At 35.1% G+C, this 26,975-nt stretch carries 26 protein-coding genes, 2 pseudogenes and 1 riboswitch; of the genes and pseudogenes, 11 read left to right on the forward strand and 17 right to left on the reverse strand.

The genetic code is table 11. The features are described 5' to 3' along the window. Positions 1-395 (reverse strand): transposase (locus ACQKMR_RS03805; protein ID WP_427696095.1); only part of this gene is annotated, 395 nt, incomplete at its 3' end. Positions 396-868: 473 nt separating this feature from the next. Between ACQKMR_RS03805 and ACQKMR_RS03810 the strand changes: the two genes are divergently transcribed. Beyond that, positions 869-2,743: a S8 family serine peptidase gene (locus ACQKMR_RS03810; RefSeq protein ID WP_427696096.1), complete on the forward strand. Its 1,875-nt coding sequence runs from the start codon at positions 869-871 to the stop codon at positions 2,741-2,743. A 456-nt stretch (positions 2,744-3,199) separates the two neighbouring features. Here the strand turns inward: ACQKMR_RS03810 and ACQKMR_RS03815 are convergent, their stop codons facing one another. Continuing rightward, positions 3,200-3,910: a polysaccharide deacetylase family protein gene (locus tag ACQKMR_RS03815; RefSeq protein ID WP_427696097.1), complete on the reverse strand. Its 711-nt coding sequence runs from the start codon at positions 3,908-3,910 to the stop codon at positions 3,200-3,202. Between the two features lie 378 nt (positions 3,911-4,288). Between ACQKMR_RS03815 and ACQKMR_RS03820 the strand changes: the two genes are divergently transcribed. Beyond that, positions 4,289-4,384 carry a hypothetical protein gene (locus ACQKMR_RS03820; protein ID WP_427696344.1) on the forward strand — a complete coding sequence of 32 codons (96 nt, stop codon included), beginning with the start codon at positions 4,289-4,291 and terminating at the stop codon, positions 4,382-4,384. A 10-nt stretch (positions 4,385-4,394) separates the two neighbouring features. Beyond that, positions 4,395-4,559: a hypothetical protein gene (locus ACQKMR_RS03825; RefSeq protein WP_427696098.1), complete on the forward strand. Its 165-nt coding sequence runs from the start codon at positions 4,395-4,397 to the stop codon at positions 4,557-4,559. A gap of 59 nt (positions 4,560-4,618) precedes the next feature. On the opposite strand, the gene ACQKMR_RS03830 is transcribed toward ACQKMR_RS03825, so the two are convergent. The 3 genes from ACQKMR_RS03830 to ACQKMR_RS03840 form a co-directional block, all read right to left on the reverse strand. Then, positions 4,619-4,810 (reverse strand): hypothetical protein, encoded by a 192-nt coding sequence (locus ACQKMR_RS03830; protein ID WP_427696099.1) that lies wholly within the window; start codon positions 4,808-4,810, stop codon positions 4,619-4,621. Then, a complete protein-coding gene (locus ACQKMR_RS03835) occupies positions 4,810-5,001 on the reverse strand; it encodes a hypothetical protein (RefSeq protein WP_427696100.1) in 192 nt (63 codons plus the stop codon). Before ACQKMR_RS03835 ends, ACQKMR_RS03830 begins: the two co-directional genes overlap by 1 nt. A gap of 480 nt (positions 5,002-5,481) precedes the next feature. Continuing rightward, a complete protein-coding gene (locus ACQKMR_RS03840; protein ID WP_427696101.1) occupies positions 5,482-6,657 on the reverse strand; it encodes an MFS transporter in 1,176 nt (391 codons plus the stop codon). Positions 6,658-7,256: 599 nt separating this feature from the next. Here ACQKMR_RS03840 and ACQKMR_RS03845 point away from each other — a divergent pair. Continuing rightward, positions 7,257-7,487, forward strand: a complete 231-nt coding sequence (locus tag ACQKMR_RS03845) for a hypothetical protein (RefSeq protein WP_427696102.1) — start codon at positions 7,257-7,259, stop codon at positions 7,485-7,487. A gap of 815 nt (positions 7,488-8,302) precedes the next feature. Here the strand turns inward: ACQKMR_RS03845 and ACQKMR_RS03850 are convergent. Continuing rightward, complete coding sequence (locus ACQKMR_RS03850) at positions 8,303-8,620, reverse strand: helix-turn-helix domain-containing protein (protein WP_427696103.1); 318 nt, start codon at positions 8,618-8,620, stop codon at positions 8,303-8,305. Positions 8,621-9,022: 402 nt separating this feature from the next. Between ACQKMR_RS03850 and ACQKMR_RS03855 the strand changes: the two are divergent. From ACQKMR_RS03855 to ACQKMR_RS03865, 3 genes and pseudogenes are all read left to right on the forward strand, one after another. Next, positions 9,023-9,240 (forward strand): annotated as a pseudogene (locus tag ACQKMR_RS03855) (UDP-glucose 6-dehydrogenase); the annotation flags it as partial. Continuing rightward, positions 9,215-10,246: a GDP-mannose 4,6-dehydratase gene (locus ACQKMR_RS03860; protein WP_427696104.1), complete on the forward strand. Its 1,032-nt coding sequence runs from the start codon at positions 9,215-9,217 to the stop codon at positions 10,244-10,246. The pseudogene ACQKMR_RS03855 and the gene ACQKMR_RS03860, both read left to right, overlap by 26 nt. A 545-nt stretch (positions 10,247-10,791) precedes the next feature. Then, on the forward strand, positions 10,792-11,712 hold the full coding sequence (locus ACQKMR_RS03865; RefSeq protein ID WP_427696105.1) for a hypothetical protein: 921 nt from the start codon (positions 10,792-10,794) through the stop codon (positions 11,710-11,712). Positions 11,713-11,912: 200 nt separating this feature from the next. Here the strand turns inward: ACQKMR_RS03865 and ACQKMR_RS03870 are convergent, their stop codons facing one another. From ACQKMR_RS03870 to ACQKMR_RS03915, 10 genes are all read right to left on the reverse strand, one after another. Continuing rightward, on the reverse strand, positions 11,913-13,454 hold the full coding sequence (locus tag ACQKMR_RS03870; protein ID WP_427696106.1) for a hypothetical protein: 1,542 nt from the start codon (positions 13,452-13,454) through the stop codon (positions 11,913-11,915). A gap of 104 nt (positions 13,455-13,558) precedes the next feature. Then, positions 13,559-14,605: a glycosyltransferase family 4 protein gene (locus tag ACQKMR_RS03875; RefSeq protein WP_427696107.1), complete on the reverse strand. Its 1,047-nt coding sequence runs from the start codon at positions 14,603-14,605 to the stop codon at positions 13,559-13,561. A gap of 5 nt (positions 14,606-14,610) precedes the next feature. Then, the gene (locus ACQKMR_RS03880; RefSeq protein ID WP_427696108.1) at positions 14,611-15,414 is read right to left on the reverse strand and encodes a glycosyltransferase family 2 protein; all 804 of its coding nucleotides are present in this window, start codon (positions 15,412-15,414) and stop codon (positions 14,611-14,613) included. Next, positions 15,392-16,603, reverse strand: coding sequence for an O-antigen ligase family protein (locus ACQKMR_RS03885; protein WP_427696345.1), 1,212 nt, complete (start codon positions 16,601-16,603; stop codon positions 15,392-15,394). Before ACQKMR_RS03885 ends, ACQKMR_RS03880 begins: the two co-directional genes overlap by 23 nt. Next, the gene (locus ACQKMR_RS03890; RefSeq protein ID WP_427696109.1) at positions 16,593-18,065 is read right to left on the reverse strand and encodes an oligosaccharide flippase family protein; all 1,473 of its coding nucleotides are present in this window, start codon (positions 18,063-18,065) and stop codon (positions 16,593-16,595) included. Before ACQKMR_RS03890 ends, ACQKMR_RS03885 begins: the two co-directional genes overlap by 11 nt. Before the next feature lie 17 nt (positions 18,066-18,082). Next, on the reverse strand, positions 18,083-19,045 hold the full coding sequence (locus ACQKMR_RS03895; RefSeq protein WP_427696110.1) for an NAD-dependent epimerase/dehydratase family protein: 963 nt from the start codon (positions 19,043-19,045) through the stop codon (positions 18,083-18,085). Positions 19,046-19,068: 23 nt separating this feature from the next. Beyond that, entirely contained in the window at positions 19,069-19,707 is a 639-nt protein-coding gene (locus ACQKMR_RS03900; protein ID WP_427696111.1) for a sugar transferase, read from the reverse strand. Between the two features lie 17 nt (positions 19,708-19,724). Continuing rightward, positions 19,725-20,351: a CpsD/CapB family tyrosine-protein kinase gene (locus tag ACQKMR_RS03905; protein WP_427696112.1), complete on the reverse strand. Its 627-nt coding sequence runs from the start codon at positions 20,349-20,351 to the stop codon at positions 19,725-19,727. Next, positions 20,341-21,084 carry a YveK family protein gene (locus ACQKMR_RS03910; RefSeq protein WP_427696113.1) on the reverse strand — a complete coding sequence of 248 codons (744 nt, stop codon included), beginning with the start codon at positions 21,082-21,084 and terminating at the stop codon, positions 20,341-20,343. The genes ACQKMR_RS03905 and ACQKMR_RS03910 overlap by 11 nt, the downstream gene beginning before the upstream one ends. An 84-nt stretch (positions 21,085-21,168) precedes the next feature. Further along, complete coding sequence (locus ACQKMR_RS03915) at positions 21,169-22,353, reverse strand: acyltransferase family protein (RefSeq protein WP_427696114.1); 1,185 nt, start codon at positions 22,351-22,353, stop codon at positions 21,169-21,171. 791 nt (positions 22,354-23,144) lie between these two features. Further along, positions 23,145-23,226, forward strand: a riboswitch (cyclic di-GMP riboswitch). A 20-nt stretch (positions 23,227-23,246) separates the two neighbouring features. Between ACQKMR_RS03915 and ACQKMR_RS03920 the strand changes: the two genes are divergently transcribed. From ACQKMR_RS03920 to ACQKMR_RS03935, 4 genes and pseudogenes are all read left to right on the forward strand, one after another. Further along, entirely contained in the window at positions 23,247-23,384 is a 138-nt protein-coding gene (locus ACQKMR_RS03920; RefSeq protein WP_427696115.1) for an anti-repressor SinI family protein, read from the forward strand. 1,117 nt (positions 23,385-24,501) lie between these two features. Beyond that, complete coding sequence (locus tag ACQKMR_RS03925; protein ID WP_427696116.1) at positions 24,502-24,633, forward strand: hypothetical protein; 132 nt, start codon at positions 24,502-24,504, stop codon at positions 24,631-24,633. 48 nt (positions 24,634-24,681) lie between these two features. Next, a pseudogene (locus tag ACQKMR_RS03930) lies at positions 24,682-24,897 on the forward strand (VanZ family protein); the annotation flags it as partial. Positions 24,898-25,058: 161 nt separating this feature from the next. Further along, positions 25,059-25,517, forward strand: coding sequence for a hypothetical protein (locus tag ACQKMR_RS03935; protein WP_427696117.1), 459 nt, complete (start codon positions 25,059-25,061; stop codon positions 25,515-25,517). 459 nt (positions 25,518-25,976) lie between these two features. On the opposite strand, the gene ACQKMR_RS03940 is transcribed toward ACQKMR_RS03935, so the two are convergent. Then, a complete protein-coding gene (locus ACQKMR_RS03940; RefSeq protein ID WP_427696118.1) occupies positions 25,977-26,906 on the reverse strand; it encodes a LytR family transcriptional regulator in 930 nt (309 codons plus the stop codon). Positions 26,907-26,975: the final 69 nt, after the last annotated feature.

Consider the following 26,975-nt stretch of genomic DNA (forward strand, 5'->3'; position numbering starts at 1 on the left):
ACTGAACCTTCGACTTGTTTGGATGGATTGATTCCTTTTTTCATGGATGATCTCCCCTTTTTCTTAGAAATTAGGGCATCTAATCCATAAGCATGGAAATTTTTTCTCCACGTCCGAATTAAAGCTGGAGAAGAAATAGTAAACCTTGCGGCTGCGTCGTAAGAAGATATACCCGTTTCATTCATATAATTAAGTACATCTATTTTAAACTCCGTAGAATAACTTGTATAGGATTTCTTAAATCCATCGGCTCCTTGAATTTGATATAAACGAACCCATCCTTGAATCATTTGATACGAAACTTCAAATATTCTTTGAAGCTCCATATAGCTGTGCATTCCTTCTAGGTAAAGACGCGTAATAAATATTTTCTGTTCGGCAGAAAATTTAGCCATAAAAAAACACCCCGTAAATGTTAGTTTGGTGTCTAACATTTACGGGGCAGTTCAAGTTTGCCTACAGTTTTTTTATGGCTTGTACAATTTGAACGTTGATTTCCACTCCAGGCACTCGCTTTCCGCGGGCGGTCCGGGAGCCTCCTCGGCGCCATTGCGCCTGCGGGGTCTCCCTTGGACACGCTTTTCCCGCAGGAGTCTCGTACCTTCCGTTCCAATCAACTTTGTTTTAACATTTAGAGGGAATTTCAAAAGGGGTTCGGAATTTTTTAATTCCGAACCCCTTTTGTCTACAAACTGAAACCGCTTATAGCGGTTTTTTGTTTTGCCAGAAATGAGCTATTTTAACTAGATGAAAAGGTTAGTAAATCTAAAGAACTAGGTATACAATCTAATTAAGAATAATAGTAGAATTGGTTCATGCATCAAACCTCATCCATATCTATTCTTAATCATATTTTTGGAGTGATTCCATGCACAAATTCATTCAGTTGAGCCTTTCAGTTTTATTAATACTTATGTTTCTACCAAGCTATCAGCCAGAAGCTGCAGAGAGTCCACAAACTGACGGTGTTCTTGTCAAATATAAAGAGACGAACAACGAGCCAATCAGAGATTTAATCGAGACGGTCGACGTTCCTAAAGGGGAAACAACTGACAATCTTATCGAGGAACTTGAAGATCAGAAGAATGTGGAATATGCAGAGCCTAACTATCTTTTTAAGAAGATGGAAAGCCCGAACGATCCAGCCTACATAGACCAGTGGCATCACAAAACACTTGGTACACAAGCTGCATGGACAAAATCCATGGGTTCTAAAGAAATGGTCGTGGCCATCATAGATGATGGAATTGATTATAATCACGAAGATTTAAAAGGGAAAATCGACCATCCTTATGATGCGGTTCGCAATCGGAAGAATATCGTACCAAAAGGGGAACATGGAACACATATTGCAGGCATCATCGCAGGTTCTGCCAACAATGGCTTAGGTGGAACAGGTGTTGCACCTAACACTAAAGTTATGCCGATTAATGTTTTTAATGGCGAATATGCCGAAACTGCTGATATCATCGAGGCCATTCATTATGCTGTTCAGCAAGGGGCAGACATTATTAATATGAGTCTAGGCGACACCCATTATTCGGAAGCGTTAAACAAGGCGGTCCAAGAGGCTTATAGTAAAGGCATACTGATTGTCGCAGCTGCCGGTAATGAAGGAGATATGGGAAAAAGTGTACAGCGCGTGTATCCAGCTGCATACAGTCATGTCATTTCAGTGGCTGCTACCGATTCAAAAGATAAGCGTACTAGTTATTCCAACTACCATTCAACAGTGGATATTGCGGCCCCTGGCGACTATATTCTTTCAACATTACCAGGTAATAGATATGGTTGGATGAGTGGAACATCAATGGCTACGCCTATGGTGGCCGGTGTAGCAGCACTGATTTGGTCCAATGAGCCAAAACTCACTAAATATGAGGTGGAATACCGTCTCTATGATTCAGCTCTAGACCTAGGTACAAAAGGGAAAGATATATACTATGGAAATGGACGGGTGAATGCAAAAAAAGCGCTTGAAATGAAGACGCTGACTAGGCCAACTGTGACGGCGATTTCTGATAAGGATACGTTGATCAAAGGGAAAATTCCAAGTGATTTCAAAACAGGCAACGTTTCCATTTATACCAATGAAAAAACACTCGCCACAGTGAAGATTAACGGGGAAAAGACGTTTTCAGCGACTATCGCTAAACAGACAGCTGGCACGAACATCTATACAAGAGTTGTCGATAATGCGGGAAATAAAAGTGTTCCTGTTTTAGTCAAGGTAGAAGATAAAACAGCACCTGCGAAACCGACAGTAAATGGAGTCGGTGACAATACAACAAAAGTAACTGGCAAAGCGGAAGCAGGCTCTACCGTTACTGTCAAACTGGGCAGCACTGCGCTCGGCAAAGCAAAGTCAAATAGCTCAGGGAAGTTCACCGTTACGATGACGAAAAAACAAAAGGCCGGTAAAGTCCTATCCGTAACAGCAACCGACAAGGCAGGAAATACGAGCCCGGTCAAAACAGTCACCGTCGCAGACAAAACAGCACCAAGTATACCGTCAGTCAATACAGTAACAACAAAAACGACAAAAGTAACCGGCAAAGCAGAAGCCAACTCCACAGTATACGTAAAAGCATCTAAAAAAGTCATCGGCTCTGCCAAAGCAACGAGTAAAGGCACATACTCGGTCAAAATCCCTAAACAAAAAGCCGGAAAAAACCTATATATATATGCCAAAGATAAAGCGAAAAATGTAAGTGCGTCAAAGAAAGTTACTGTTAAAAAGTGACCAGAACATGACGGTTGAATAATGAAGCCTCTGAGTGAATCTCGGAGGTTATTTTTATGTAGAGGGTAGTGTTCTGGTGGGGTGGAAGAGGGGAAGAAGAATGATGAAGTTGTTTCTTTATTATTTGTAATTAAGGCAAGTCGAAACAAAAATACTAAATACACATAGTTTCATTAAAAATTTCACATAGAATCAAAAAAAACTTTACCTGATACGAGTGTATTAGGATGTAAATTAGGGGGAAAGGAACTATCTCTTCATTGCATGAAAAAAGCCGCTCAAATGGAACGGCCAAACTTCCTTAATCTATCAGGAAGTTTGTGAATTATTTAAATCAACCAGTTTAAATTTATGGTAAGCTATTTTTCTTTGAAATTCAGAAATCTGCTACACTAGGTCGATAAATACCTTTGGTTAGCACTCTCCTATAACTTTAAGTTCGATTTTTTTGGTATCCTAGAATCTTTTATCTTCCCAAAAATTCATCACAATATGGTTTTTTGGATTGTAAACCTCTACCTTATACCCTTGTTCTCTTAGATAGTCAATAATCTCCGGAAGCTGTTGTGCAGTTCCTTTTGAATCGTGGAAAAGAATGACGATCGGACCTTTTTTTCCTTTCAAACCTGCTTTAACGTTAGACGTTATCTTGCTAGGGTTTGTTCTATTATACTTCCAATCTAGTGTATCAATATTCCAATCCCACATTTTGAACCCCTTTTTGGCTAAGGCATCCCGAAACGGTTTTGTCATATAGGGTTTGCTACCGTATGGAACTCTAGTCAGCTTACTGTCAAACTTTGAACCCTTTAACAACGTTTGTCTTGTCTTCTCCATTTCGATTGCGACATTACTTGAACTCCCTCTATATAATTTTTTTGCATCATGGGAAACGCTATGTAACCCAGGATAATTTCCCTCTTTAATCATGCGATTTACGGTTTTTGGATTACGTTTAATATTTCCTTCAATCATAAAAAAGGTCGCTTTTGCTTTTTTCTGTTTTAAGATATCTAATATTGTTGGCGTATACTGATTCGGACCATCGTCAAACGTTAAATAGACAACCTTACTAGTTTTATTTTCTGCTGCAGACGCAGAAGAAAAACCCCAAATACTACATACAAGTACGAGTAAAAGAAATAATAGGCTAACTTTTTTTAACACTCACATCATTCCCCCTAAAAAACTCCTAGTATATTAGCCCATAATATTACTCAAGTATGTAAATGTGCGTCTTAAAAAATATAAAATTTATTGATCCTTCTCACTAAGGAAAAGCAAAGTCCAATAGTTCGGGAAACTTCACCGTTCGATGACGAAAAAACAAACGGCCGGAAAAGTTCGATCTATAACAGCAACCGACAAGGCAGGAAAAACGAGCTCGGTCAAAACAGCACCTAGAAAACCGGTAGTCAAAACAGCAACGACAAAAACGACAAAAGTAGCCGGCAAAGCAGAAGCCAACTCCACTGTATACGTAAAATCATCTAAAAAAGTAATTGGCTCTGCCAAAGGAGAAGTAAAGGTACATTCTCGATCAAAATCTCTAAGCAAAAAGCCGGAAAAAACCTATATATCTATGCCAAAGATAAAGCGGAAAATGTGAGAGCGTCAAAGAAAGTTACTGTTAAAAAGTGACCAGAAATATGTGAAGCCTCTGAGTGATCTAGGAGTTTTTTTCTATGTAGCTGATAGTGTTCTGGTGAAAGACTTTGAAAGTGGGGTGGAAGAGGGGAAGAAGAATGAGGATGTTGTTTCTTTATTATTTGCAACCATATTAGTTGTGATGGTGTTAAGGGAAGTCGAAACATGAATAAAAAGCCTCCGAGAATCATTCGGTTGCTTAAAAAAAGCTAATACTTTTATATGCCATTACTCTTTATTTGCATACATCTTTTCAGTACTTCGACTGTACAGTTCTATAATATTACCGAATGGATCTTCACAATAAATTAAGTAATAAGGCTTGTTCTTCCATATATCACTTATTTCGCTATTATAACTGAGATTGATAGCTGTCGGTGAATTAGAGTTATCGCGAAGTTTCTTCCTATACGAAACCATTAAATATCACCTTCTTCAATCATCCTATTATACTCAATTTTACTTATTAGCCCTTTTCCATTACAAGTAAGACAGTCAGTATAGATATCATAGGCACCTGTTCCGTCACAGACATGACATTTATTATGAGTTACTGGTATTTCCTTTTGAATCATTGAAAAAAATTTTACAATATACTTCAAAAATTTCATCCTAATAACCCCCTTTTTTTCAATCATACTACTAAAATTGATGAAACAAACCTGGATTCCAACAAAATTACAAAATCCGCATAGATTCATTACAAACTTTACATAGAATCAAAAAAAACTTTACCTGATACGAATTCATGGCCTAATGTTTTAGGAAGTAGGTAGGGGTAGAGGCACTATCTCTTCATTGCATGAAAAAAGCCGCCCAAATGGAACGGCCTAAACTTCCTTAATCTATCAGGAAGTTTTTCTGCATTCATAATTTAATTCACCCAGTTTAAGTTTATGGTAAGTTATTTTTCTTTGAAATTCACTTTTCATTTTATCATTTAAACAATCCCTAAAAAGGGTTTCATAATAGCGTATATTAAATGTATGCCATAACTTTTTTATATGAATTCCTCCCCGATTGTTCCCTACAAATATTATCGGTCAATGTGGAAAGGTTTTTAGATTTCAGAAATGATCCATATAATTACTTCATTTTTTTCTCAAAATCCATAAGTAAGCCAAAATGGAGATAAGAACTGAGATTGCTGCCATTATGTAAATACTTCTATAGCCAAATAGATAGCCGATTTGTCCGAAGAGGATGGCACCGAAACCGATTCCAAGATCAAAGAAAGAATAGAAAGTGGCATTGGCCATGCCTTTTCGATTTCGAGCCGCGTGTACAAGTGACCACGCTTGAAGAGCCGGTTGGACAGCGCCGAATCCAATGCCGTAAAAAATAGCTGCAATATACAGAATCATGTTACTTGGCATCCAGGCAAGCAGAAGCATCGCCGCTACGATAAAAAGCGTAGATGGAATGAAGACGGCTTGATGTCCTTTTTGATCATAGATTTTGCCAGCGAACATTCGTGTGAAAATAAGAGCTAATGCGTAAAGAAAAAAGTAAACTTGAATACCTGTCAGGCCTTTTTTCATTGTATAAAGCGGTAAGAAGGTGGCAATCCCACCAAAGGATACCGTAATGAAAAAAACAAGAACGGACGGCGCAACAGCGCATTTTTCATAAATGTCAAACCTATTAGTTTTAGCGGGAGCAGAAGGAGGATCTACTTTCTTATAGGTAATAGTCGAAGCCATGATCCAAGCTGCAAGACTTAATACACCGCAAAATAAAAACAACTGTTGAAACGTTAAAACATCCGCTAAGAAAAGTCCTAGTGACGGACCAAAAGCCATCGCCAAATTTCCCGATAAAGTGAAGTAACCCATTCCCTCACCACGACGCTTTTCTGGGATAAGATCGGAGGCAATCGTACCTGAAGCGGTGGTCGTATATCCCCAGCCAATCCCTTGAACAACTCTCATCGCACATAGAAGGAAAATACTCATCATAAATCCAAACGAGCCAATCGCTACAGCCAAAAAGGCTAAGCCGAACAAGAATACAAAACGTCTCCCTTTTGTTTCCAAGACCTGTCCAGCAAAGGGACGGACAATCAGAGCGGAAAATAGAAACATCCCAGCAACCAACCCAATATACTGTTCATTTCCACCAAGCTCTTTTACAAAAAGCGGGAGGGTCGGTGAAGTCATTTGAAAGGATAAAAAAACAAAGAAGTTAGCTAAGAATATCATCATAAAATCTCGCGTCCAGATTTTATTAGAAACTGGAAGTTCGTCTTTAAACAAAGGTACACCCATAAAAGTCGCTCCCTCTTAATTGATAGTAATTATCATTCTCATTTTACTAGAGTTGTAGAGGATAATCTATAAGAAAACGGAATTCAGAATTAGTGAGTGACTATTAATCTGGGTAATATTGACTAATAAAAAGTTTATAAATTTTCTTTTAGCATTAAAAACTAGGATGTAGGTAGCTTAATATTCAGAATACACTTAATTTAATTTGTAATAATTAAAAAATATGGTATATTTATGTAAATAAATAAGAAAATAGACTGACGAGGAGAAAAGGTTTTTTAGATGATGAATATTAGCTCTGCCAGGAAACAAGATCACAGGAATCTATAAGCGGATTATTATTGAATTGCCATAGATCATTTTCCTGCCTATACAGAACCCTTCTATAGAGTGAATTTACTTTTGCATGATTGTAAATACTATCTTACCGTTCAGTTCCAATGGACACCAATTATTAAAGTATGATAACAAACTGTCGGATAGTAGGGAGAGTTGTTAAGAGTTCATTTCATTAATGTGAAAGTTTAATTAAGGACCTTTTATTCCCCATTTATAAGGTTTATTATCTATGGGGAAATGATAGATTAAAGGAGTTAATTATGGATAGACTTACAGAGACTGTAATGGAGCGGGAAGAAGATTCTCTAAATAGTAGAAAGAAACCTATGGTTGTTAAACTAAATACTGAACAACTTGATGATTTTATACAAAGATTTCCAGATGACGGAGAGTTTTTTGGTTTATGCTATCACATTCATGAAGATAAGACGGTCACTTTTAACTATAATTCTGATGGTAGAGTTCTAGAAGTATTGAATTTGGTTAAGTGATTGGCACTTTGGAGATCCAGTAGAAATGCTGGATTTTTTTGATCCTAAATATAGGTATATTAATAGATTTGGTGATTATCAAAGTCGAGTGATGTCGGAATAAATTGGATAATTATTCTTTATGACAGTTGTTTCGATAGTTATAATTAATAAAAGAAGTACATACAGAAATAGTGAAAAATATAAAGGTTAGATAATGGTGATTGTTAAGAGTACTCCTAGAAAGCATTCCAATGGCAATGTTAAGACTTTCATGTCAGTCCGTAATGTTCAAAATTTGGAGGTGAAGATGAAGAAATACTATGGCTGGAATTTGTTTAGAAGTATTGGTTTTTGGTCATCTTCATTGGAAAAACATGAGTGAGGCAGCGGTAGTTTAGAGTTGAATTATTTGGGTAATATTAAAGCTTCTGAAAGGGGTTATTAAAAAAAAAAAATGGACTTATATTAATGGTATGGAAGTAATTGTGAAAAACTAAAAGAAGAGAATATGAGATTGGCTGATATATTAACAAATGATAATGTCCATCCCAATGATCAAGGGAACTGATCAAGGGCATTACATATGGTTCGAAGTGTTGTACGAATTTTTTAAGGGGGAGTAGTGTCACAAATATGATTGTATCTTCATTTTAGAAATCAGAAATTCAGATTACAGAGTCTAAACTAATAGCTTGCATGCTTCCATTAGCTGATAAAAAAAGGTGAAATGGAGAAAAGTGGTTATAATCACTTTTCCCCCTCTGGAATTAGATTGAATGATGAATGCAAAGTGGGATTTTCTAGGATTATTAACAAAAAGGGATATGTTATCACTAATTCTCAAGTGCAGCACATTTCCTATCTTCGATAAATTCGCGCATTTCCTCTTTCGATATTCCTGAGCCCATAATATCCTTCATGATCTCCTTCCATTCATCATCCATGCTTTGGTCTATTTGGTCATGTAACAGGGCATCAACAGTTATACAAAGGATGCTTGCGATTTTTTCCAGAACTAAAATAGTAGGGTTTGTTTGAAGGTTTCTTTCCAGTGAGCTTATATAAGACTTTGCCACTCCGGATTTTATTGAGAGTTCACTAATTGACATTTTTTTTTCTTCTCTAAGCATTTTAACGCGGTAACCTATCATGTATATCACACCTAACCATTGATATGTATAAGTAATTATTAAATATTTTCAAAAAAACATTTAATAGTTACTAAATTGTATTGTTAAACCATCTCTTTAAGTTTACACAGTTTTTCACCATTTTTAATGATAAATAGGCACTAAAATACTTGACTCGATCATATGTATAGACATATTTTCTTGTTTCTATAGGCATTTAGTTAGGTATACTTTTCAAAATTGTTTCTAATATTATTGGTTCTCTATCAAAGATAGATGTAGAGGTTTACTTGTATTTACTATATGTCAACCTAAAAACGTTATTTGAACGAGTTTTTTTTAGGTTGGGTTTTATGTGAAAGTGCTTATGGTTTAATAAAAATAAAAATAAAATAGTTACAATTATTTGTGTTAACCTGAACTGGTCGGTGTGTCTGTTTTATTTTTACTGTATGGGGAGAAGTGAAGACATTAACGCCTGAAACGTATAAGAAGTTGATGAGAACCTTTAGTATATGACGGAAGAAATATCTATAGTGTAGTAGTGATGCAGGAATCAGGGGTAGAGTATCACTCCATCGGAAGAAAACGAAGGTATAAAGGAGTCGAAACACGTTGAATTACAAATCCCTAGATCATAATAAAACATATCTTATCACTGGGGCAGCAGGTTTCATCGGATATTTCTTATCTAGAAAACTACTGGAACAGGGCTGCAGGGTGATTGGCGTTGATAATATCAATGATTACTATGATGTGAAGCTAAAATATGCTCGTTTGGAGCAACTTAAACCTTATGAGAAATTTACCTTTATCAAAGGTGATATTTCCGACAAAGCGATGATCACCAATATCTTCGAAGGGTATAAACCTAATATTGTAGTAAATTTGGCTGCCCAAGCTGGAGTGCGATACTCGATCGAGAATCCTGATGTGTACATTCAAAGTAATATCATCGGTTTTTACAATATCCTTGAAGCATGCAGGCACAATCCTGTGGACCATCTTGTCTATGCTTCATCCAGTTCTGTTTATGGAGCTAACAAAAAGGTTCCGTTTGAAGAAACAGATTTTGTAGACAACCCTGTATCACTTTATGCATCTACTAAAAAATCCAATGAATTGATGGCTCATACATACAGTCATTTATATAATATTCCTGCTACAGGACTTCGTTTCTTTACGGTTTATGGCCCTATGGGACGTCCAGATATGGCCTACTTTGGATTTACTGATAAGTATTTTGCTGGTGAGCCAATTAAGATCTTTAATAATGGTGATTTTGAAAATGACTTATATAGAGACTTCACCTATATTGATGACATTGTTGAAGGAATTGAGCGGCTTCTTTCCAATCCTTCAGTTGGAGATAATAATGTTCCACACAAAGTATTTAACATTGGAAACAACAATCCTGAAAAGTTGATGGTTTTCATTGAAACTTTGGAGAAATGTTTAAGTAATGCTTTAGGTAAAGTTGTTGAATTTAATAAGGTTTTCGAACCAATCAAACCTGGAGATGTACCTGCCACTTATGCTTCTACTGATTTGCTCCAGAAGGCTGTCGGATTTAAGCCGGAAACTTCGATAGAAGAGGGTTTGCAAAAGTTCGTAAATTGGTATATGGAATATAATAATAAAAAGTAACAACAGTAAACAGATAAATGGCGATGAAAAACATCTAAAAATTTCTGATATCTATCACCACTCGAAATTTTCTTGAAAGATTAATAGAGACAGAGAGTCATTGAAAAGCTCTTTGTCTTTTTTTATTTGGCAAGCATAATGTGAACATGTTTATTGGCATATGCGAGCAAATAGTTGCTTTCCCGGTAGTGCCATTTTTTTGAGGCTTTGGGGCTGAATTTTAATAAGCGAAACATTTAGTTTTTTTTCTGTTTAGAACATTATTCCAGAGTTGAAGTAACCCTTGGGTGAGGGATTTTTCAATTATTTTATACATACCTCGAGATCATCTACACTTTCTCCCTTATTGGTGTACACAAAACATATATTCATCACTTTTAAATTGGCACAATATGTGGTTTTTCCTTTTTCAAAAAATAGGCATAGATGGAAACAGGAGTATTGTGCGAAAATAGTTATGGGGCAACTTTATAAGTAAATGAATTCATTGATAATACCATCAGATAAATAGGTAATAACAAAATAACGAAATAAGGATGGATTTTATGAAAAAAATGATTGGTTTTTTCTTGTGTTTTTTGCTAATTGTTTTCGTCATTTACCAACAGAATAATTCTGTTTCGAACCACAAAGAGAAGATATACGTGGAAGATTTTAAAGGGGCCAATGATTCTGCTAAGATTCAAACTGCCATCGATAAAGCAAAGTCCAATAAAATAAAGACGGTTATGCTCGATGATAGAAAGTATACGATTACATCACCTATCATAGTTAGGAAAGGTGTTAAATTGTTATTCGGATATGGAACTCAGTTCATTGTTGAGGGGAACTTCAGGGTGCTTGAACTTGAGCAAAATGCTTCCATTAAAGGTGCTTATGTAGCAATAAATGATACTAAATTTAATTCAGATGTCATTTACTTAGATGGTAAATATAAATATTATAACACCTGGAATAAAACACAAGTAAAGGATGTAAATATTGTCAACTGGTCTGAAAGTAATCAGGGTACAGGAATATCTTTATATGCTGGCGGAAAAGAACATGAGATTTCCTTCGTGAACTTTGAAAATGTTAAGATCGCAGGAATGGAGACTGGAGTAAAGTTAATAGCTGAAAAGCCTTCTTCTGGAAAGGCCTGGATTAACGCTAATCGGTTTATGAATTTTTCTTTAGAGGATTGCGTAAACATGATATCCATGGATAGTCATTTAACCATACCGAATGAAACGAGTGGTAATCAATTTACTAACTTACAGATACAACCTTCAAGCAAAACAAAGAGTATTTTGAAGGTAAGTGGGCAATATAATAAGTTTGAGGGGATGTTCTGGGATTTGGACAAAATCACGCTACAAAACACGGTTATTGAACTTACGGATAAGAGCATGGGTACTACCATTGATATTCCTTCGTTGCCTATGAACAGAATTTCCGATACAGGTCAAGTAAATAAAGTAAATTAATAAAATGCAAGAGTTCTTCTCAATTGCTAGGGGCTTAAATCATTAATAATGAAAGGTGGGAGGATGGGAAGTATAACCTTTTAAATTTCTCTTATAGAGAGTTTCAAAGTTCTTATTTAATAGAAAAAAAGCGGCTTCATTTATTTTATCAAATAAGAAAAGCTGCTTTTTTGAGCTGTAACCATTTAAAGTTAATATTTTTATAGTTTTGATGTGATAATTTGTCCTTGATCATTAATACTCACTTTCCACTTGGTTCCGTTTGGAGAAACCATTGTCACAGCTTTCCCTTTTTGAAGTTCTAAATCTCCATATAATGTACCCCCTGTTGTCGGTAACCAAGAAGCCCCATGCTGTAAAGAAGATCTTGCAAATATGCGGTTAATCCGAAATCGTTTGTGCTCTTGTGTATATCCGCTTAGAGTCAATTTAATTTTGTACAACGTATCGGCTCTGTTTTCTGAAATAACAGTGTTTCCTGCATTGAATGGAACATTTTTTGCAACTGTCCATGGTCCATTTAAGCTCTGTTGGTATTCTATCAAAATACGACTTGGGCTTTCATTCCATCCAAAATAGATACCAAAGCAATTCAGCATATTAATAGGCTGGTTAGAAAAATCTAATTCGATTACAACCGGTTGAGAACTTGGAACATCAAGGTAATTCACACTTTGTTCATCGAGTAGGTTAAAGCAATTATTAATATTTCCTCCATAGGGAGCTTTCCCAGAAAGCTGACGTACGGCGTAGCGGACGTTTGCGTTCACTAAGATATCGTCTTGATTCCCAACCAGATGGGCTTTACCTAAGGCAAGAGGGGGATATACTTGAAGGGATTCTTCATGTGGCGACGTGCACCGATTGTATTGGCCACTGTCTGTAATTGATGTAGCTACTTGGTTCGAAAAGAGGTAGTTGTGATGAGAAGTAGAAGAGAATTCGATTACAATTGGAGGATCAACCATACGGTAGGTATCCCATATCACTCCTTCAAAAATATTATAGGCACCCGAGCAACGGATGACTTTCTTTGTTTGACTCCGGCATTGAACTTGGATTCCGGTAAACATATTCCCGGAAATTTCGTACGGTAAATCACTGTTTCCTACAATCTCGATACCATAAACACATCCATCGATAAAAATAGTATGGAAGGAGTTCGCATTAATCCAACACGGGGTATTAATATTTAGAAGCTTTTCTGTTTTTAAATAGATAGCCGTATGGAAGTTTGTGATTTGGAGGGAGCTTGCCTTAAAGAAACTGATGAAATCCCATGCGTTTTTACAGTATAAGTGAATGGCTATACCCTGGTACGTTGTTGTACGGTTTATAATATTTATATTGGATATAGTTGTATGATTATGATTTTCTATTTGTTGGGCACCAGAAAGAAAAATGACGGATGAATTAAAGCTATTATCCACGATTTCAATCGTGCCACCCGAGATGGAAGCATCTTTCTGAATCTCGAAAACTTGGAAATTCCCTTTTATTATTAATGTTACTGTAGGATCAATTTCAAGATGTACATTGGACTTAATGACAATGGGGGAGGATAGGGTATATTGTTTTTTTCCTGTGATGACAACTTTAGAGTGATTATTGGCAATACAATAATTAATCGTATCTTGAATGGCTGGGGAATTGTCTACCACATTTGGATTAGCGCCAAAACAATCAATATTAAGAACATCTCTGTTCTGGCAATCTTCAGACAAGTTAAGTGAGTCTGTCAATTTATAACACTCCTTATAAAGTGATGTTATATAGCATATTCTTGTCCAAAAATAAAGTATAGGTATAAAAAACAAAAAACAAACGAGTCATCGTTTGTTTTAAATCAATGATAGGTTTCCAGGGTAGAATGAATCATATTTGAAAGGGAAAAGGAATTTTCTACTTTTTGTCTAGCTGTGCTACCCAATCGTTTTCTTAAATCCTTATCATCGTGAAGTATTCTAATTTTTTTTGCAAATTCTTTTTCTGAATGATGGGAAATGAGAACCCCTGTTACATGATCCACAACGGCTTCTTTAATGCCGCCTACATCTACAGAAACGATTGGTGTACCTGATGCCATTGCTTCAAGGACTACCATTGGAAAAACTTCTCTTAAGGACGTAAGGAGCAGCAAGTCCATATTGCAAATAAATTCATATGGATTGGACGCATTACCTAGAAGCTTCACATTCTGGTGTAACTTTAAGTCCTTAATCATGTTTTCAACAAATCCCCGCTCTGGTCCATCTCCGGCAATATAAAACATCACATTACTTACATCTTTTAACTCATTAGCAATTTTTAAAAAGAGCTCATGGTTTTTTTCTTTTGATAACCGTGCTAGAATTCCAACGTTGAACGTTTCTTTAGGTTGTAGCTGTTGAAAAGAAAAGTGTTCCACATCCACTCCGTTGTAGATGGTCCGAATAAGATCCTTCCTTACACCAAACTGAAGTAAGTTTTCCTTTTCGAAATTACTAACTGCAATGATTTGGTTCACATGCTGATTTAACACCTTTTTAAATAGGAAGGGCATCTTTTTTTCAAGTAGGGTTACATTATGCTTGGTATACACCAGCTTGATTTTTCTCCTCGTGATTTTCTTTATTGCGATGGAATATAGTAACATTCTTAAACTATTTGCATGGATAACATCAATTTCTTTTTGGTTAACTTCTCTACTCAGTGTCTTGAGATTAGCGAGGTGATTTTTTAAGCTTAAAGGAATAAATTGATTTTTATTATGAATTTGATTGTACAGCTCACCAGTAGCAGCTGCTGAGAAAAACGTCATGTTTTCATTCTTGAGATGGTTTTCTAATTTACAAAAATACATCTCAGCGCCGCCTGTTATAAGTTTATCGGTTAGTAGTAGGACATTGTTCATTTCCCTTATTTGCCCCCATTTTGTATAGAGGTAGGCCGTGAACCTCTGTTTTTATTGTATGCGTGATAGGCATATTTGCTAAAATAATAGTTCGCTTTTACAAAGTTTAATTTTTCTTGGCTCCGTAACAGTTTCCAATATCGGTAAGCCGCCTTTAATTTATTCCTTGAAGTGGAGTTACTAACAATACGATACTTGGATAAAACCCTTTGTAAGCCATGCGCTTGATAACCTTCCCTTAACAGTAACAACCATAATGCAGAATCCTCAGGCTGAATATCGGGCATTTCAATTTGCTTAATTTGTAGTCTATCTAACATCACAGTTAAACAGCCGATGGTTGTATTTCCAATCAGAGTATTATAATCTATCGTTTTTGGTGCCTTCACTTCAATATCTAGAGGATTGCCTTCTTCGTCCATTAAAGAGTAGGAGGTAAAAGAAAAAGCAAGGTTTCCCTTTTGCATAAAGGTGACTTGTTCTTCCAATTTAGTAGGCATCCATAGATCATCACTATCAAGAAACGCAATATAATTTCCTTTTGCTGCTTTAATAGCAACATTTCTAGCCCTAGCAGCCCCAACATTTTGAGTTAAAGGTATAAGTTTAACCCGTGGATCGTTTTCTATATACGATTTAATGATATGAACCGAGTTATCCTTTGATTGATCATCAACAATAATCATTTCCCAGTTAGTAAAGGATTGATCTTGGACGGATTTAATTGTCTCTTTAATAAAAGACGAGCTGTTATACGAGGGAGTTATAACGGAAACTAAAGGTCTGCTATCCTTTTTGTTGTTTATCATAAACATCCACCTCTTTTCTTTCATATACGGTAATATATTTTAAAGTAAGTGCTAAAAAGGAAAAAAATGCTTCATTAATCATGAGAGAAAGGGACATCATCTGTATTAAAAAAGCAAAAAGTGTAAGCACAATGAAAGGTTTTTCCTTATGTAATCTAGTCTTAAATAAGGTGATAACAAGCATCAATAAAAAGGAAATGTAAAAAAGAAAACCAATAATTCCGGACTCAACTAAGACTTCTAGATACGTATTGTGAACATATAGCTTTTCATTATGCTCAAATGCGTAGTAATCGGAAAAGTTAAAGGCACCAATACCAATAAGGGGATTTGACATAAAATAGTTAATCGCTTGACCCCATAAATCAAATCGTCCACTACCCCCATCAGTAGAGAAGTCGGTAATACGACTAGCAATAATCTCATTGAAGTCTATTTTAATGAAAGAACCTGCAGCATAGATTCCAACTAGACATAACAGAGAAACAGTCAACATTTTTACTTTTTTTGAAAAATTCGCTAAAAGCATGTACAAAATGACCACCAGTATGAGAGCTAGAATTCCACCTCTTGAAAAAGTAAGAAGGGAGGTAATCACACATAAAATGAATCCAATTGAATGCTTGAATCCCTTTAAATTCACTAAATAAAAGGAAAAAAACAATGTATTAAAAAAAATGAAGATGTTTGGGTCATCAAGTAATCCAATTAATCTCGGATAATCTCGATCTAATAATAATCCATAAGATGTTACCTCAACACCTATTGGGAATCTTCCCGTCACCTTAATTCCGATGATGTACAATAACAGGCTAATGACGTTAAATATGATCCCGACATTTGCAATGGAATTTTCAATGGCACCTATCGAGGTTAGCTCCAGTACATATCTCATGATGAAATAACAGCCAAGTACGAGTATTACTCCTAGAATGACTCGAATGCTTGATTCCGGGTACTGTGAAAAAGCGCCACTCAGACAATAGGTAAAATAAAATAGCAGCAATAAAATTTCATAATGATATAGGGAATGAAAGTAAAAATCTCGAAAATACATGCAGAAGAAAATGGCTAGAAATATCATGTAAATTTTTAATGAAAAACCGATGGACAAATTGTATTTACTAAGTGTAATAAAAAATAACAAGAGAAAGACTGGCCACATAGAGGTGTTTTTATTAATTTGCAATCTTTCCATTCTCTTTTTGTCCCCCATCTGGTAAATGATTTGTGTCCTGTTGTTTTTTGTGTTTTATAAAATCTAAGATTAAGCCCTGGATTGTCTTATCCAAAATTAAAATCAACGCAGAAACTAAAATGATGGTAGAAAACATGGCTAAAACAGGATGTTTAGATAATAAGTAGTGTATTAGGATAAAACTTATAGAAAAGTAGGACCCATATGGAATAATGACCCTGGTTAATATCGTTCTTTTTATTGGATTAACAGAGACATAACCAATGAATGATACGATTTCCATCGTTAAAACGGCAAAGGCTGCACCCGCCACAGCATAGCTAACACTCAGATAATAAAAGGATACAAAGCCAATAACAATGGTTATAAACTGTACAATAGTACGCCGGTTCTGTAACCCTCTTGTCGTGAGGCCGTCCGCGATGGCGATGTTAAAGCCTTGTAGGACTACTATAAAGGACAATATTTTTAAAGGTTGCACGGCAGATCCCCATTCATCCCCGAATAAAATATTGACGAGAAATACAGCTAAATAGAATAAGGATATGGTCATACACAGACCGATAAAGGACATTATCTTCATTTGCAGGATATTTAATCGTGTATGTTCCTCCAACTCTCCACGGTTAAATTGCTTAAATAACAGCGGGAAAAATGCACCTGCAATAACTCCTGGTATTTGGTATAGAGCAGAAGGTATCCGATATGCGACTGCAAAGAGACCAACAAGGCCTAAGGACAGTGTTTTTTCTAACACTAATGGACCTAATTGAGGGGTTAACATAATAAATAACCCACTAATAAGGAACGGACTAAGTTTCGTTAATAACTGTTTTTCAAAAGGGGATTTCCATTTTAATTCAGCTTTTTTGCGAAGTAAATATAGGCTGTAAAGGCCTCCTGCTAAATAAGAAAATCCATATAAAAAGGCTGCTAAATGGACATCCACGTTTAAGCCCATACTCATCGTGGTGGATACGATTAATGCAATGGCTGAGAAGATTTTAATGGATGCTATAAACTGCATTCTTTCTGTTAATTGAAAATAGGTGATTCCTATACTTTGCATCGCTAGACCAATGACCATGGGGATCATTAAGCTATAAATCATATAAAGAATTTTTTGTTCTTGATAAAGGACGTGAATGCCGACAGAAAATACAAGAAATGCTATAAGCAAACATATAACCCGAATCTTAATATAAGATGAAAATGTGGTGCTTAAGTTTTTCTTCTTCGATCCCTCTCGAAGGAATGTGTTACTAAATCCGAGATCGGTAAAAAAGTTCATGACCATGGCAAGAGCTAGAGCCACACTAAATATTCCATAGTTGTTTGAGTTAAAATAGTTAGCCAATAATATAAGTGTAGTTGCATTTAAAACATTAGCTAGAATTGTACTGTAAAATAAATGGATGATGTTAATAAAAATAGAGTTTTTCTTCTTATTCACTTGTTTCTCTCCCCATTTTATGACGATATAGTCGTTGGATCGAGTAGTGGTAAAGACTGACTTTTCTTCAGGTAATAATCAAATGTATTCGCAAGTCCCTTTTCAAGCGAATAAACGGGATGCCAACCCAATTCTTGTATACTCACTTTATTACAGAGTAAACTTTCTTTGATGTCTCCATTTTTTTCTGGTTGATATATAGGGGATAAATCATGTTTGCCAAATGATTGAATAATTGAGAATAATTGATTGATACTTATACTGGTGGTTGATGAAATATTGAAGGTACCACTTCCGTCGAATTCTAACGCTTTTAGATTGGCATTCGCTACATCTTTTACATAGATAAAATCCCTCGTTTGGTAACCATCACCATAAATAACAGGCTGCTCTTTGTTAATGACAAGATTTGTGAAAATTGATATAACGCCGCCTTCACCACTTGTTGTCTGTCTTGGACCATACACATTACTATAACGGAGGTTTACATAGTCTAAACCAAATAATTCTTTTGCAAGCATTAGATAATCTTCAGCAGTTTTTTTTGAGGCACCATAAGGTGATAATGGATGAGTATCATGCGATAAGGTAATTGGCATAACATTAGAGTTTCCATATACAGCCGCTGATGAGGCAAATACAATCTTTTTAACGGCATACTTGTGAGAAAGCTTAGCAATATTTATGGTTCCCATGATATTAATCTGTGCATCATTCGTGATATCTGAAATTGATTGTTGTACACTAACTTGCGCGGCTTGATGAACGACATAGTCAGGCCTAAATGTCTGCATCGCCTGTTCTAGTGAGACTTCATCTTCTACATTTCCAAAGAAGGGAATGACTTTTGAATGGACATTCTCGATGGATCCGGTAGATAAGTTATCATAAACAGCCACTTCATAATTATTCTGAATCAATGTATCTACAATATGAGACCCAATAAAACCAAATCCTCCAGTTACTAGTACCTTATCCATTTCTCATTACCCCTTTTAATCGATTATCTAGCTCCATTGCCAGTAAAGACAATTGCCAATGTTCGAAACAAAATCTTGATTTCCATAACAAGTGAGCGATGTTGAATATAATATAAGTCGAAATTCAACTTCTCTTTTGGTGTTAAATCATAACCCCCATTTACTTGTGCCCATCCAGTTATGCCTGGTTTTACAAATAAACGACTTTTAAAGCCAGGTAAGAACTTATCAAATTCCTTATAGAAATATTCTCTTTCAGGCCTTGGGCCAATGAGTGACATATCTCCTTTTAAAACATTAATAAGCTGAGGGATTTCATCAATACGGGTTTTTCGTATAAATGCTCCTATTCTTGTAACTCTAGAATCTTTTTCACTTGCCCATTGTGGCCCATTTTTTTCGGCATCTAAACCCATGGAACGTAATTTAATCATTTTGAAAGACCTCCCATTTAGTCCCAGTCGTTGCTGACAAAAAAAAGGGGAACCAGTTGAGTCAATAGGAATAAGAATGCAGAATAAAATTAAAATAGGTGATAAAAGAAGTAACATAAAAAACGAAACGATAAAATCTATAGAACGCTTTATAGCAAAATATGGTGATGTCGATAGTGGTTCTATTAGTATTTCTTCCTCTCTATCAACTCTAACCTTTGAACCCAATTGTTACCCTCCTTTATTCATGAAATGATCATTGTACCGGTTATTTCGTGTTTTGCCCGTTCAAATTGTGTTTTCACATTCACAATCTTTTCTAACTTATCTCTTCCTTCTTGTATCGCTAAAATAATGCCATCACAGTATTTAGCTATGATTTGTGCATCAGGTTTGTTTAAACTATCTGAAGTGTGAAACAGAATAATATCAAAAATCTCTTTCCACTCCTCAATTAGGGTGGGAAGGGTCTCTAATGTTAATAATGTCGCTGGTTCATAAAGGACTTCGCTAGTGGGTAAACAGAATAGATGATCTTTTATATGTATTGCATGATCACTATTTTTTGGTTGCTTATTTAAGAGTAAGGTGGTCAAACCAAATGAATTATCGATATTAAACACATGATGTAATGAAGGTTGGCGAAGATTAGCATCCACTACCAGCACTCGTTTACGCTGTTCAGAAAAGGCAAGAGCTAAGTACGCGGTTGCATTGGCTATATTTTGTGATTGTGCAATTGATGTAACCATTAATAGTGAATCTTCTTTTTTGAGCTTGGATTCGATATTGTTACATATGGAATAAAATTGTTCTTTATTGTTGACATCATTTAGATAAAAGGGTTGATTCTTTGTGAATTTAATAGCCACTATGTTCACCACGTTCCGTAGAGGATAATGTCTTATAAGGTGTTTTCCGTGTTTTGTCTTTCCTTTTGTTATTTAAGCTTACTCTTCCTAATAGTGGAAGTCCGAGGTGCTCAAGCTGATGATCGCTGTAGGCTGCATCATCAAAGTGTTCTCGAAGAAGTGCTAAACCTATTCCGGCAAATAAGCCTATTACGATTGAAATGGCTAATATGAATTTGGGTTTTGGAAAAAGAAGTTCTGCTTGTTCCATTTCGGAATCATTAAGAATATTAATCTGTTTTACGTTTGCAAAGTCTTTAAATTTAGATATAGAATGCATTGCGACAGTCTGTGCAATGGCTTTAGCTGACTCAGGATTAGAATCTTTGACGGTAATAATAATAATCTGAGAATTATCTCTATTGGTAATAGAAACTTGCTTGAGTAATTCATAACTTGAAGTCTTTAGGTTTAACTCCTCTTTAACTCCTGTCATAATTTGTGGACTTTTGATGATATCCATGTACGATAGAGCCAGCTGTCTGTTCTCTTGCACTTTATTTATGGAAGTTTCCTTTTCTCCCATACTTAAAGATCCTGCCAGAACTTGAGTAGAGTACTGATAAGTTGGTTTCATAATGTACATGGAAGAAAAAATAACGAAACCAGTAATACAAACTGTAGAAAGTATAATGATTAATATTCGCTTTTTTAAGATACGTATAAAGTCTTTAATTTTTACTTTTTCATTCATCTATTTCACCACTTTTTTAGAGAAATTATTTACCTTTCAATTAGCAATATTCTTTTTGAAAATCATTCTATAAATAGGTATCTTTTACCCTATTTTTCGTTTTACAGGTATAGAACTCACGGGTATTTCTGTTACTTGTTTTTTTCTTCTCGTAATAAACTTTCCAAGGTTCATGCATGGTTTCTCAACAAATAGATACGCCAATGAAGATAGTAAAAAAGAAAAGAAGAAGGAAAAAATTAAAATCAAGCCGGTTGGCAACTTATCATAAAATAAGTACATGAATGAGAATAAGGAAATGAGATGATACAAATACAGACTATAAGAAATTTTACCGAGAAGAGTAAGTATTTTAGACCTTAATAATGATGAAAGTTTTAAGGAAGATATGCTCATAATCATAAAGATACAAACTCCACACGAGACAACATAGTCCCTGAAAATATAATTATTTAATAAATCCACTTCACCAATTATTCCTTCGTACATAAAACAAATAACTGCGATTATTAATAGTACAATTTTTACAGTTTTTTTCATTTTAAAAGTATAGTTAAAAAGGTCATGGCGATACTTCGCTAATATTGCCCCCATTAAAAAAAGAGTCATATAGTGAAAACTTAAAAGACTGCTAGTTATGTTCAAACTAGAACCAAACAAATATAAAATCATAGTTGATGAAAAACTTAAAAAAACGAACCAGAATATGGAGTATTTAAGCTTTTTGCGTATAAAAAAAAGAATCAAAAATGGAAATGTGATCGAGATCCTCATTTCGTGAACAAGAGACCATATTACATTGTTATAGGCGTCTGTATTGTAACTTCCGATAAACAAAAGATGGTGTAATAAAAGAGCAGGTGTGTCTGAAACGGTCCAGGATTTACTAAACCAGTTACTAATAAAAGGCATATCAATATAATGGGTTAAAAGCATTTTAGCCAATATAGCTATGCTGATAGCTACTAGATATGGTAAATAAATTCGAAAAACTCGTTTTATTAAGTATGTAGGATAATGGAATTTAGCATTATTAATAGATAAATACAAAACAAAACCACTTAATACAAAGAATAGAATGACAGACTCATTACCACTACTGAAAAAAAGGCGAAGAGGAGTTTCCTTGAACAAATAGACATTGAAGGGACTGTTTGAATCATACCGATAACTTTCATATGAAGGGTATATCATCATATAATGTCCAACTAATACAATAAGTGCAGCTAATCCTCTTAATGAGTCAAATTCCTCATATCTACTATTCATATTCCCCCTCCATAAGAACCGTTTTTTTATAATATAGCATTTGTTCGTTATAAAGTATAGTTAGTTCTTTAAAACAGACAAACACAGACAAAAGTAGACAAAAAAAGTAAAAAATGGAACGCGGTATCCTGATCTATAAGCTCAATTATTAGGGGAAGTTTGGTTTTTATATAATGATAGAGTAAACACTGTTCCTCGATTACAAATAATTCTTAATGAGTAAAACAGACACTAGAGATGGTATATAGCATTACCTTTAAATTTGAATCTACAAGGAAATTCCGGAAAGCTGGTACATTTCAATCATCTTGAAATTTTTAATTTAATAAACTTGAAAGAAAATGTTACTGGCCAGTTGGCATTTAGTGAGGTTTATTTAAGGGATAATACAGTTGTTCTTTAAAAGTAAGTTTCAAGTAAATGGGGGACGGATAAAACCGTTTATGTCAAAGGTTTATATAATAGTAGTTTTTTTATGTTTAGTTTATGAAGGAAGGGAATTGGTTATAGCCTGTCATTAGACTAAAGAATATAGATCTTAAGATTATTAAGAAGACATTTTAAATTACTTACTAATATTACCTATTAACATTTGTTAACATAATAAGTATAATAAATCTCAATATAGTAATTGAAAAGTAAGGGCCAAAACCACAAAACTAAGGCATTTGCTAGGATAGCTGGGTTACTGCAATATGGATGAAATTGGGGTTAAGTAATCAGAAAATGGAGATGTCTTCATTAAAGTTTTTAACCACCATCGTAAGTAGATCTTGTAAAATATTCAATACTCCTGAGAACGGCAAACCTATTGAAAAGTAGGGACGCAAAATTACAGGTCTAAGGCTATGCTAAGACGGCTGTGTTACCGCAAATAGGGTGAAAAAGAAGATATGCAAAAAAAAATTGATGCAGAATGGGTTAATTTAATTTTGAAAGCAAAAAGTTTAGGTGTTTCCATTCAAGAAGTGCGAAATTTTATTCAGAATGAACAGAACTTGAATAATCAGCCCCGCAAGAATTGGAATTAGAAAAATAAAAAAATATATCTACTTTGAATGGCTGTTATTCAGCCTTTTTTTTATTTAAAAGCTTGCGGATGAAACGATCTTTTATCAACAAAATTATTCATTTCCGTGCGCTGATACCTAAGTGTTTCTTAGATTAGAATAATATATTGTTATTTCCCTATAGTATAGATCGGAAATTGTAAGTACTATTATTTCTATAGAATATTCGGATATAATTAGATATATTTCCTGACTGGAATGTTCCGATACTAAAACTTTCAATAAGTAGTATAGTAATATTTAATAAAAGAAATGATTATCAGTATATAGCACTATTATAAGCGCTTTCTTATATCAGCAAAAAGTTTCTAGTTTAATCAAATTGCAGCCCTAAAAACAGTTCCTTAGCAACAGATAGGGATAGGAAACTTTGTAGAGGTGAATGAAACCTTTGTCCATTTAATATGGTAATTGGTATTATGAAATATTTTGAATGAATGAACTTTATATGATTTATAGTAGACTATATAGTAAAGATCAGATATTAATTTATGAAATGCGGCTCATCAAAAAAATAATGAATAATACAGTTAATATTTTTATGAATTTGACGATACTATAAAATAAAGAAAAAGCTAAAAGGACTTTGCGAAGACGATGTCAAGCTGCCATCAAAATACAAGAAGAATTTGATGACAAAAAACAAATTTATTACGTTCGAGGAAGTTTATGAAAAGAAAGAAGCAAGAAAATTTTCATTGGGACTATATTACCGTTAATTGACTTTTTTTATCGGTCAATTGTAACGGGTGTTTTCAAAAAGGCTGAGAAATCAGTCTTTTTTTGTTTTACTTTTGCTGTTTATTGATATAAATAATTAGATGAATATATGCAACTATTCTTTCGCTGATGTTAGAGCTCATTTTTAATAATCCTCAAATTTTTCATTATTCCGACACTTCTTTATCAAATGTCATAATATTGTTGGATTCATTCACTATTAATGTATATTACGCTTGCTAATACACATACTATATGTGATTATCAATTAAAAGAGCTATATTCCTTATTTTAGAAAAATAGGTTCAGGACAATTGTTTTACATAGTGGCTCTATTCATATTGGAGTGGATATTCTAATGAGTTTTATTGATATATTAATAGATACCTATACTAAAGGAGAGTTTCAGCAGGATGTTACAGTAAATGAGCTTGTGGAAGATCTTAAGGAAAAACTAAGCGGTATCATTGAGGAACATGATAGTATATAATCCGTAAGTTTTGTAAGTGGTTATTCCCAGCTTTCGTTCGGTTTTTTAACGGTGGGTGTTTGGCGCACTTTTGTAAAAAACAGCATAATTACGTTTTCAGGTGCTCTTTTGTGTGTCCTTTTTTATGCTAGTGCGGACGAACTGCATCAAAAATTTACAGGTGGACGTACCCCTTTGTGGGAGGATGTTATGCTTGATACATTTGGTGGATTGCTAGGCATTCTATGCTTTCTTATAATAAATCGACGGCGAAAGCATCATTGAACGATTGCCCCTTTCTTTTTACTTAAAATCCTTATAACTAAGAAATCTCCCAAGATACCGTACCGATACAAATACTTAAGAAGTATGTCTAGCAACATGCTTCTTTTTTATCGTTTTTTTCATATATATGATAGCAATGACCCTTGTGAAGGTGATGAAAGGTGAAAAGACAAAATAAAAGTCCAAAAGGAATATTGGCAAGTTTGCTCCTAGTTTTAGCTGTAGGAGGTTGTATCATTTTTCTTTGGCCGAGTGGCTCTGTACGCTTGGTGGAGGATTTTTATGAGTATGAGAGTGGGGCGGAGTTCGGGAAGTCATGGGATTTATTAAGTTCTGAAATGAAGCTGCGGTTCCCAAATCGAGGCGATTATGTGCAAAATCGGACCCATGTTTTTATGCAGCATATGGAAGTGGAAACCTTTCAGTATGATGTAGGGCGATCTAAAAAAGTGAAGAACTGGAGCCTGGCTAAGGACGGAAAGGTGCATAAAACTGCCTATAAGATTCCTGTAACACAGGTCTTCGATTCTCGCTTTGGCGTGTTTACAATAGAACAGGATTGCTATGTGGTAAAGGAAAAAGGCGAATGGCGTTTGTTATGGGATTATCGTTTTGAATAGATTCCTCTCCTTTTTCGAGGTTTATAATTGTTTTAATTATTGAAAATGGAGAGGGCATATCCCTAGAAAATCAACAGTTTTCCTTCTCATGAAACATATTTCATTTTAGAGCGATCACTGATAGCTTTCAGAATAAACATTTTGTCTTGTTTACTTAGCATAGTCCAACTACCTGCCTTGATTTTCATACAATACACTCCTTTTGTTTTATGTTATAGATTAAGAATGATAGTTAACATGATTCGTGTCCAAAGAATAATAGTGTCTAGTTATAAAAATGGCTCAAGAGGAAGAAAGGAATATTCAACTCATACTAGATTATACCGTCTTTTTACGCCTAATAAACAACAAAGATTCCAACAAATCTCTACAATTGATGTCCGTTTTTTGTCAGAATATTGGACGAAGAAAATGAAAAAGCTGTCTGGATGCGGTTCCAGACAGCTTTTTCATTATTTATTATTTTATGGCTAAATGTTCTTTTAAATCGGCTTGAACTTTTTCTCTTTCTTCTTCCGACACAATATAATAGTAGATTCCGTCGATTTTCGTTCCAGTGCCATTTATGGATGATTCGGAAATGTCTTTGCTTGCGGCCCGATAGTTCTTTTGGATGTCCATCATGTCATCAAACGTCAAATTTGTCTGAACATTTTTACTTAGTGCACCGAAAACTTCATCGTATTTCGTCAACGATGAAATGCTTGCGCCTTCCTTGATAACAGCCTCAATAATGGAGCGTTGTCTGGATTGACGGCCAAAATCACCATTTGGATCATCATGTCTCATTCGTGCATAACTTAGCGCATCTTTCCCATTAAGGGTAAGCGTACCTTTTGCGAAATGAACACCATCAGAACTGAAGTCCAAATTATTTTGCACAGTCACACCACCGACTGCGTCAACGATATCCTTAAAGCCTTCCATATTGATCTTCATATAGTAGTCAATCGGAATATCGAGGAAGTTCTCGACAGTATCCATCGACATTGCCGCGCCGCCAAATGCAAACGCGTGGTTGATTTTATCTTGTGTACCGTGCCCGACAATCTCGGTGCGTGTATCACGCGGGATGCTCAGCATTTTAACCGATTTCTTTTGTGGATTTACTGTTAAGACGATCATTGTATCTGAACGGCCTTTGTCGCCATCTCGTTCATCGACACCGAGCATGAGCATGGAAAAGGGCTCCTGATCTGATAGGGCAAGGTCTTTTGTTCGTTTATCCGTGGTACGGTCTATGGGTGTATGCATCGTTTCTACAGTTTTATTTAGGGCATTCCATACGGAGTAGGCAAAGGCTCCACCGCCTAATATAATAAGAAGGACGACAATTCCGACTACTTTCAGCCATGTCCGTTTCTTTTTCTTCTTTTTTTCGTTTCTCATATCTTACTTCCTTCCTCGTTTTGTAATCACTTAGTCTATTATATTTAATTTCAGTTTAAAAGAATAGTT

The organism is Peribacillus sp. NPDC096540 (assembly GCF_050278525.1).
GTDB lineage: Bacteria > Bacillota > Bacilli > Bacillales > DSM-1321 > Peribacillus.

Coding starts and splice junctions, on each gene's coding strand:
- ACQKMR_RS03810 (WP_427696096.1), top strand. CDS start 869: ATGCACAAATTCATTCAGTTGAGCCTTTCAGTTTTATTAATACTTATG.
- ACQKMR_RS03830 (WP_427696099.1), bottom strand. CDS start 4,810: ATGGTTTCGTATAGGAAGAAACTTCGCGATAACTCTAATTCACCGACA.
- ACQKMR_RS03835 (WP_427696100.1), bottom strand. CDS start 5,001: ATGAAATTTTTGAAGTATATTGTAAAATTTTTTTCAATGATTCAAAAG.
- ACQKMR_RS03840 (WP_427696101.1), bottom strand. CDS start 6,657: ATGGGTGTACCTTTGTTTAAAGACGAACTTCCAGTTTCTAATAAAATC.
- ACQKMR_RS03845 (WP_427696102.1), top strand. CDS start 7,257: ATGGATAGACTTACAGAGACTGTAATGGAGCGGGAAGAAGATTCTCTA.
- ACQKMR_RS03850 (WP_427696103.1), bottom strand. CDS start 8,620: ATGATAGGTTACCGCGTTAAAATGCTTAGAGAAGAAAAAAAAATGTCA.
- ACQKMR_RS03865 (WP_427696105.1), top strand. CDS start 10,792: ATGAAAAAAATGATTGGTTTTTTCTTGTGTTTTTTGCTAATTGTTTTC.
- ACQKMR_RS03875 (WP_427696107.1), bottom strand. CDS start 14,605: ATGAACAATGTCCTACTACTAACCGATAAACTTATAACAGGCGGCGCT.
- ACQKMR_RS03880 (WP_427696108.1), bottom strand. CDS start 15,414: ATGATAAACAACAAAAAGGATAGCAGACCTTTAGTTTCCGTTATAACT.
- ACQKMR_RS03895 (WP_427696110.1), bottom strand. CDS start 19,045: ATGGATAAGGTACTAGTAACTGGAGGATTTGGTTTTATTGGGTCTCAT.
- ACQKMR_RS03910 (WP_427696113.1), bottom strand. CDS start 21,084: ATGAATGAAAAAGTAAAAATTAAAGACTTTATACGTATCTTAAAAAAG.
- ACQKMR_RS03915 (WP_427696114.1), bottom strand. CDS start 22,353: ATGAATAGTAGATATGAGGAATTTGACTCATTAAGAGGATTAGCTGCA.
- ACQKMR_RS03920 (WP_427696115.1), top strand. CDS start 23,247: ATGCAAAAAAAAATTGATGCAGAATGGGTTAATTTAATTTTGAAAGCA.
- ACQKMR_RS03925 (WP_427696116.1), top strand. CDS start 24,502: ATGAGTTTTATTGATATATTAATAGATACCTATACTAAAGGAGAGTTT.
- ACQKMR_RS03940 (WP_427696118.1), bottom strand. CDS start 26,906: ATGAGAAACGAAAAAAAGAAGAAAAAGAAACGGACATGGCTGAAAGTA.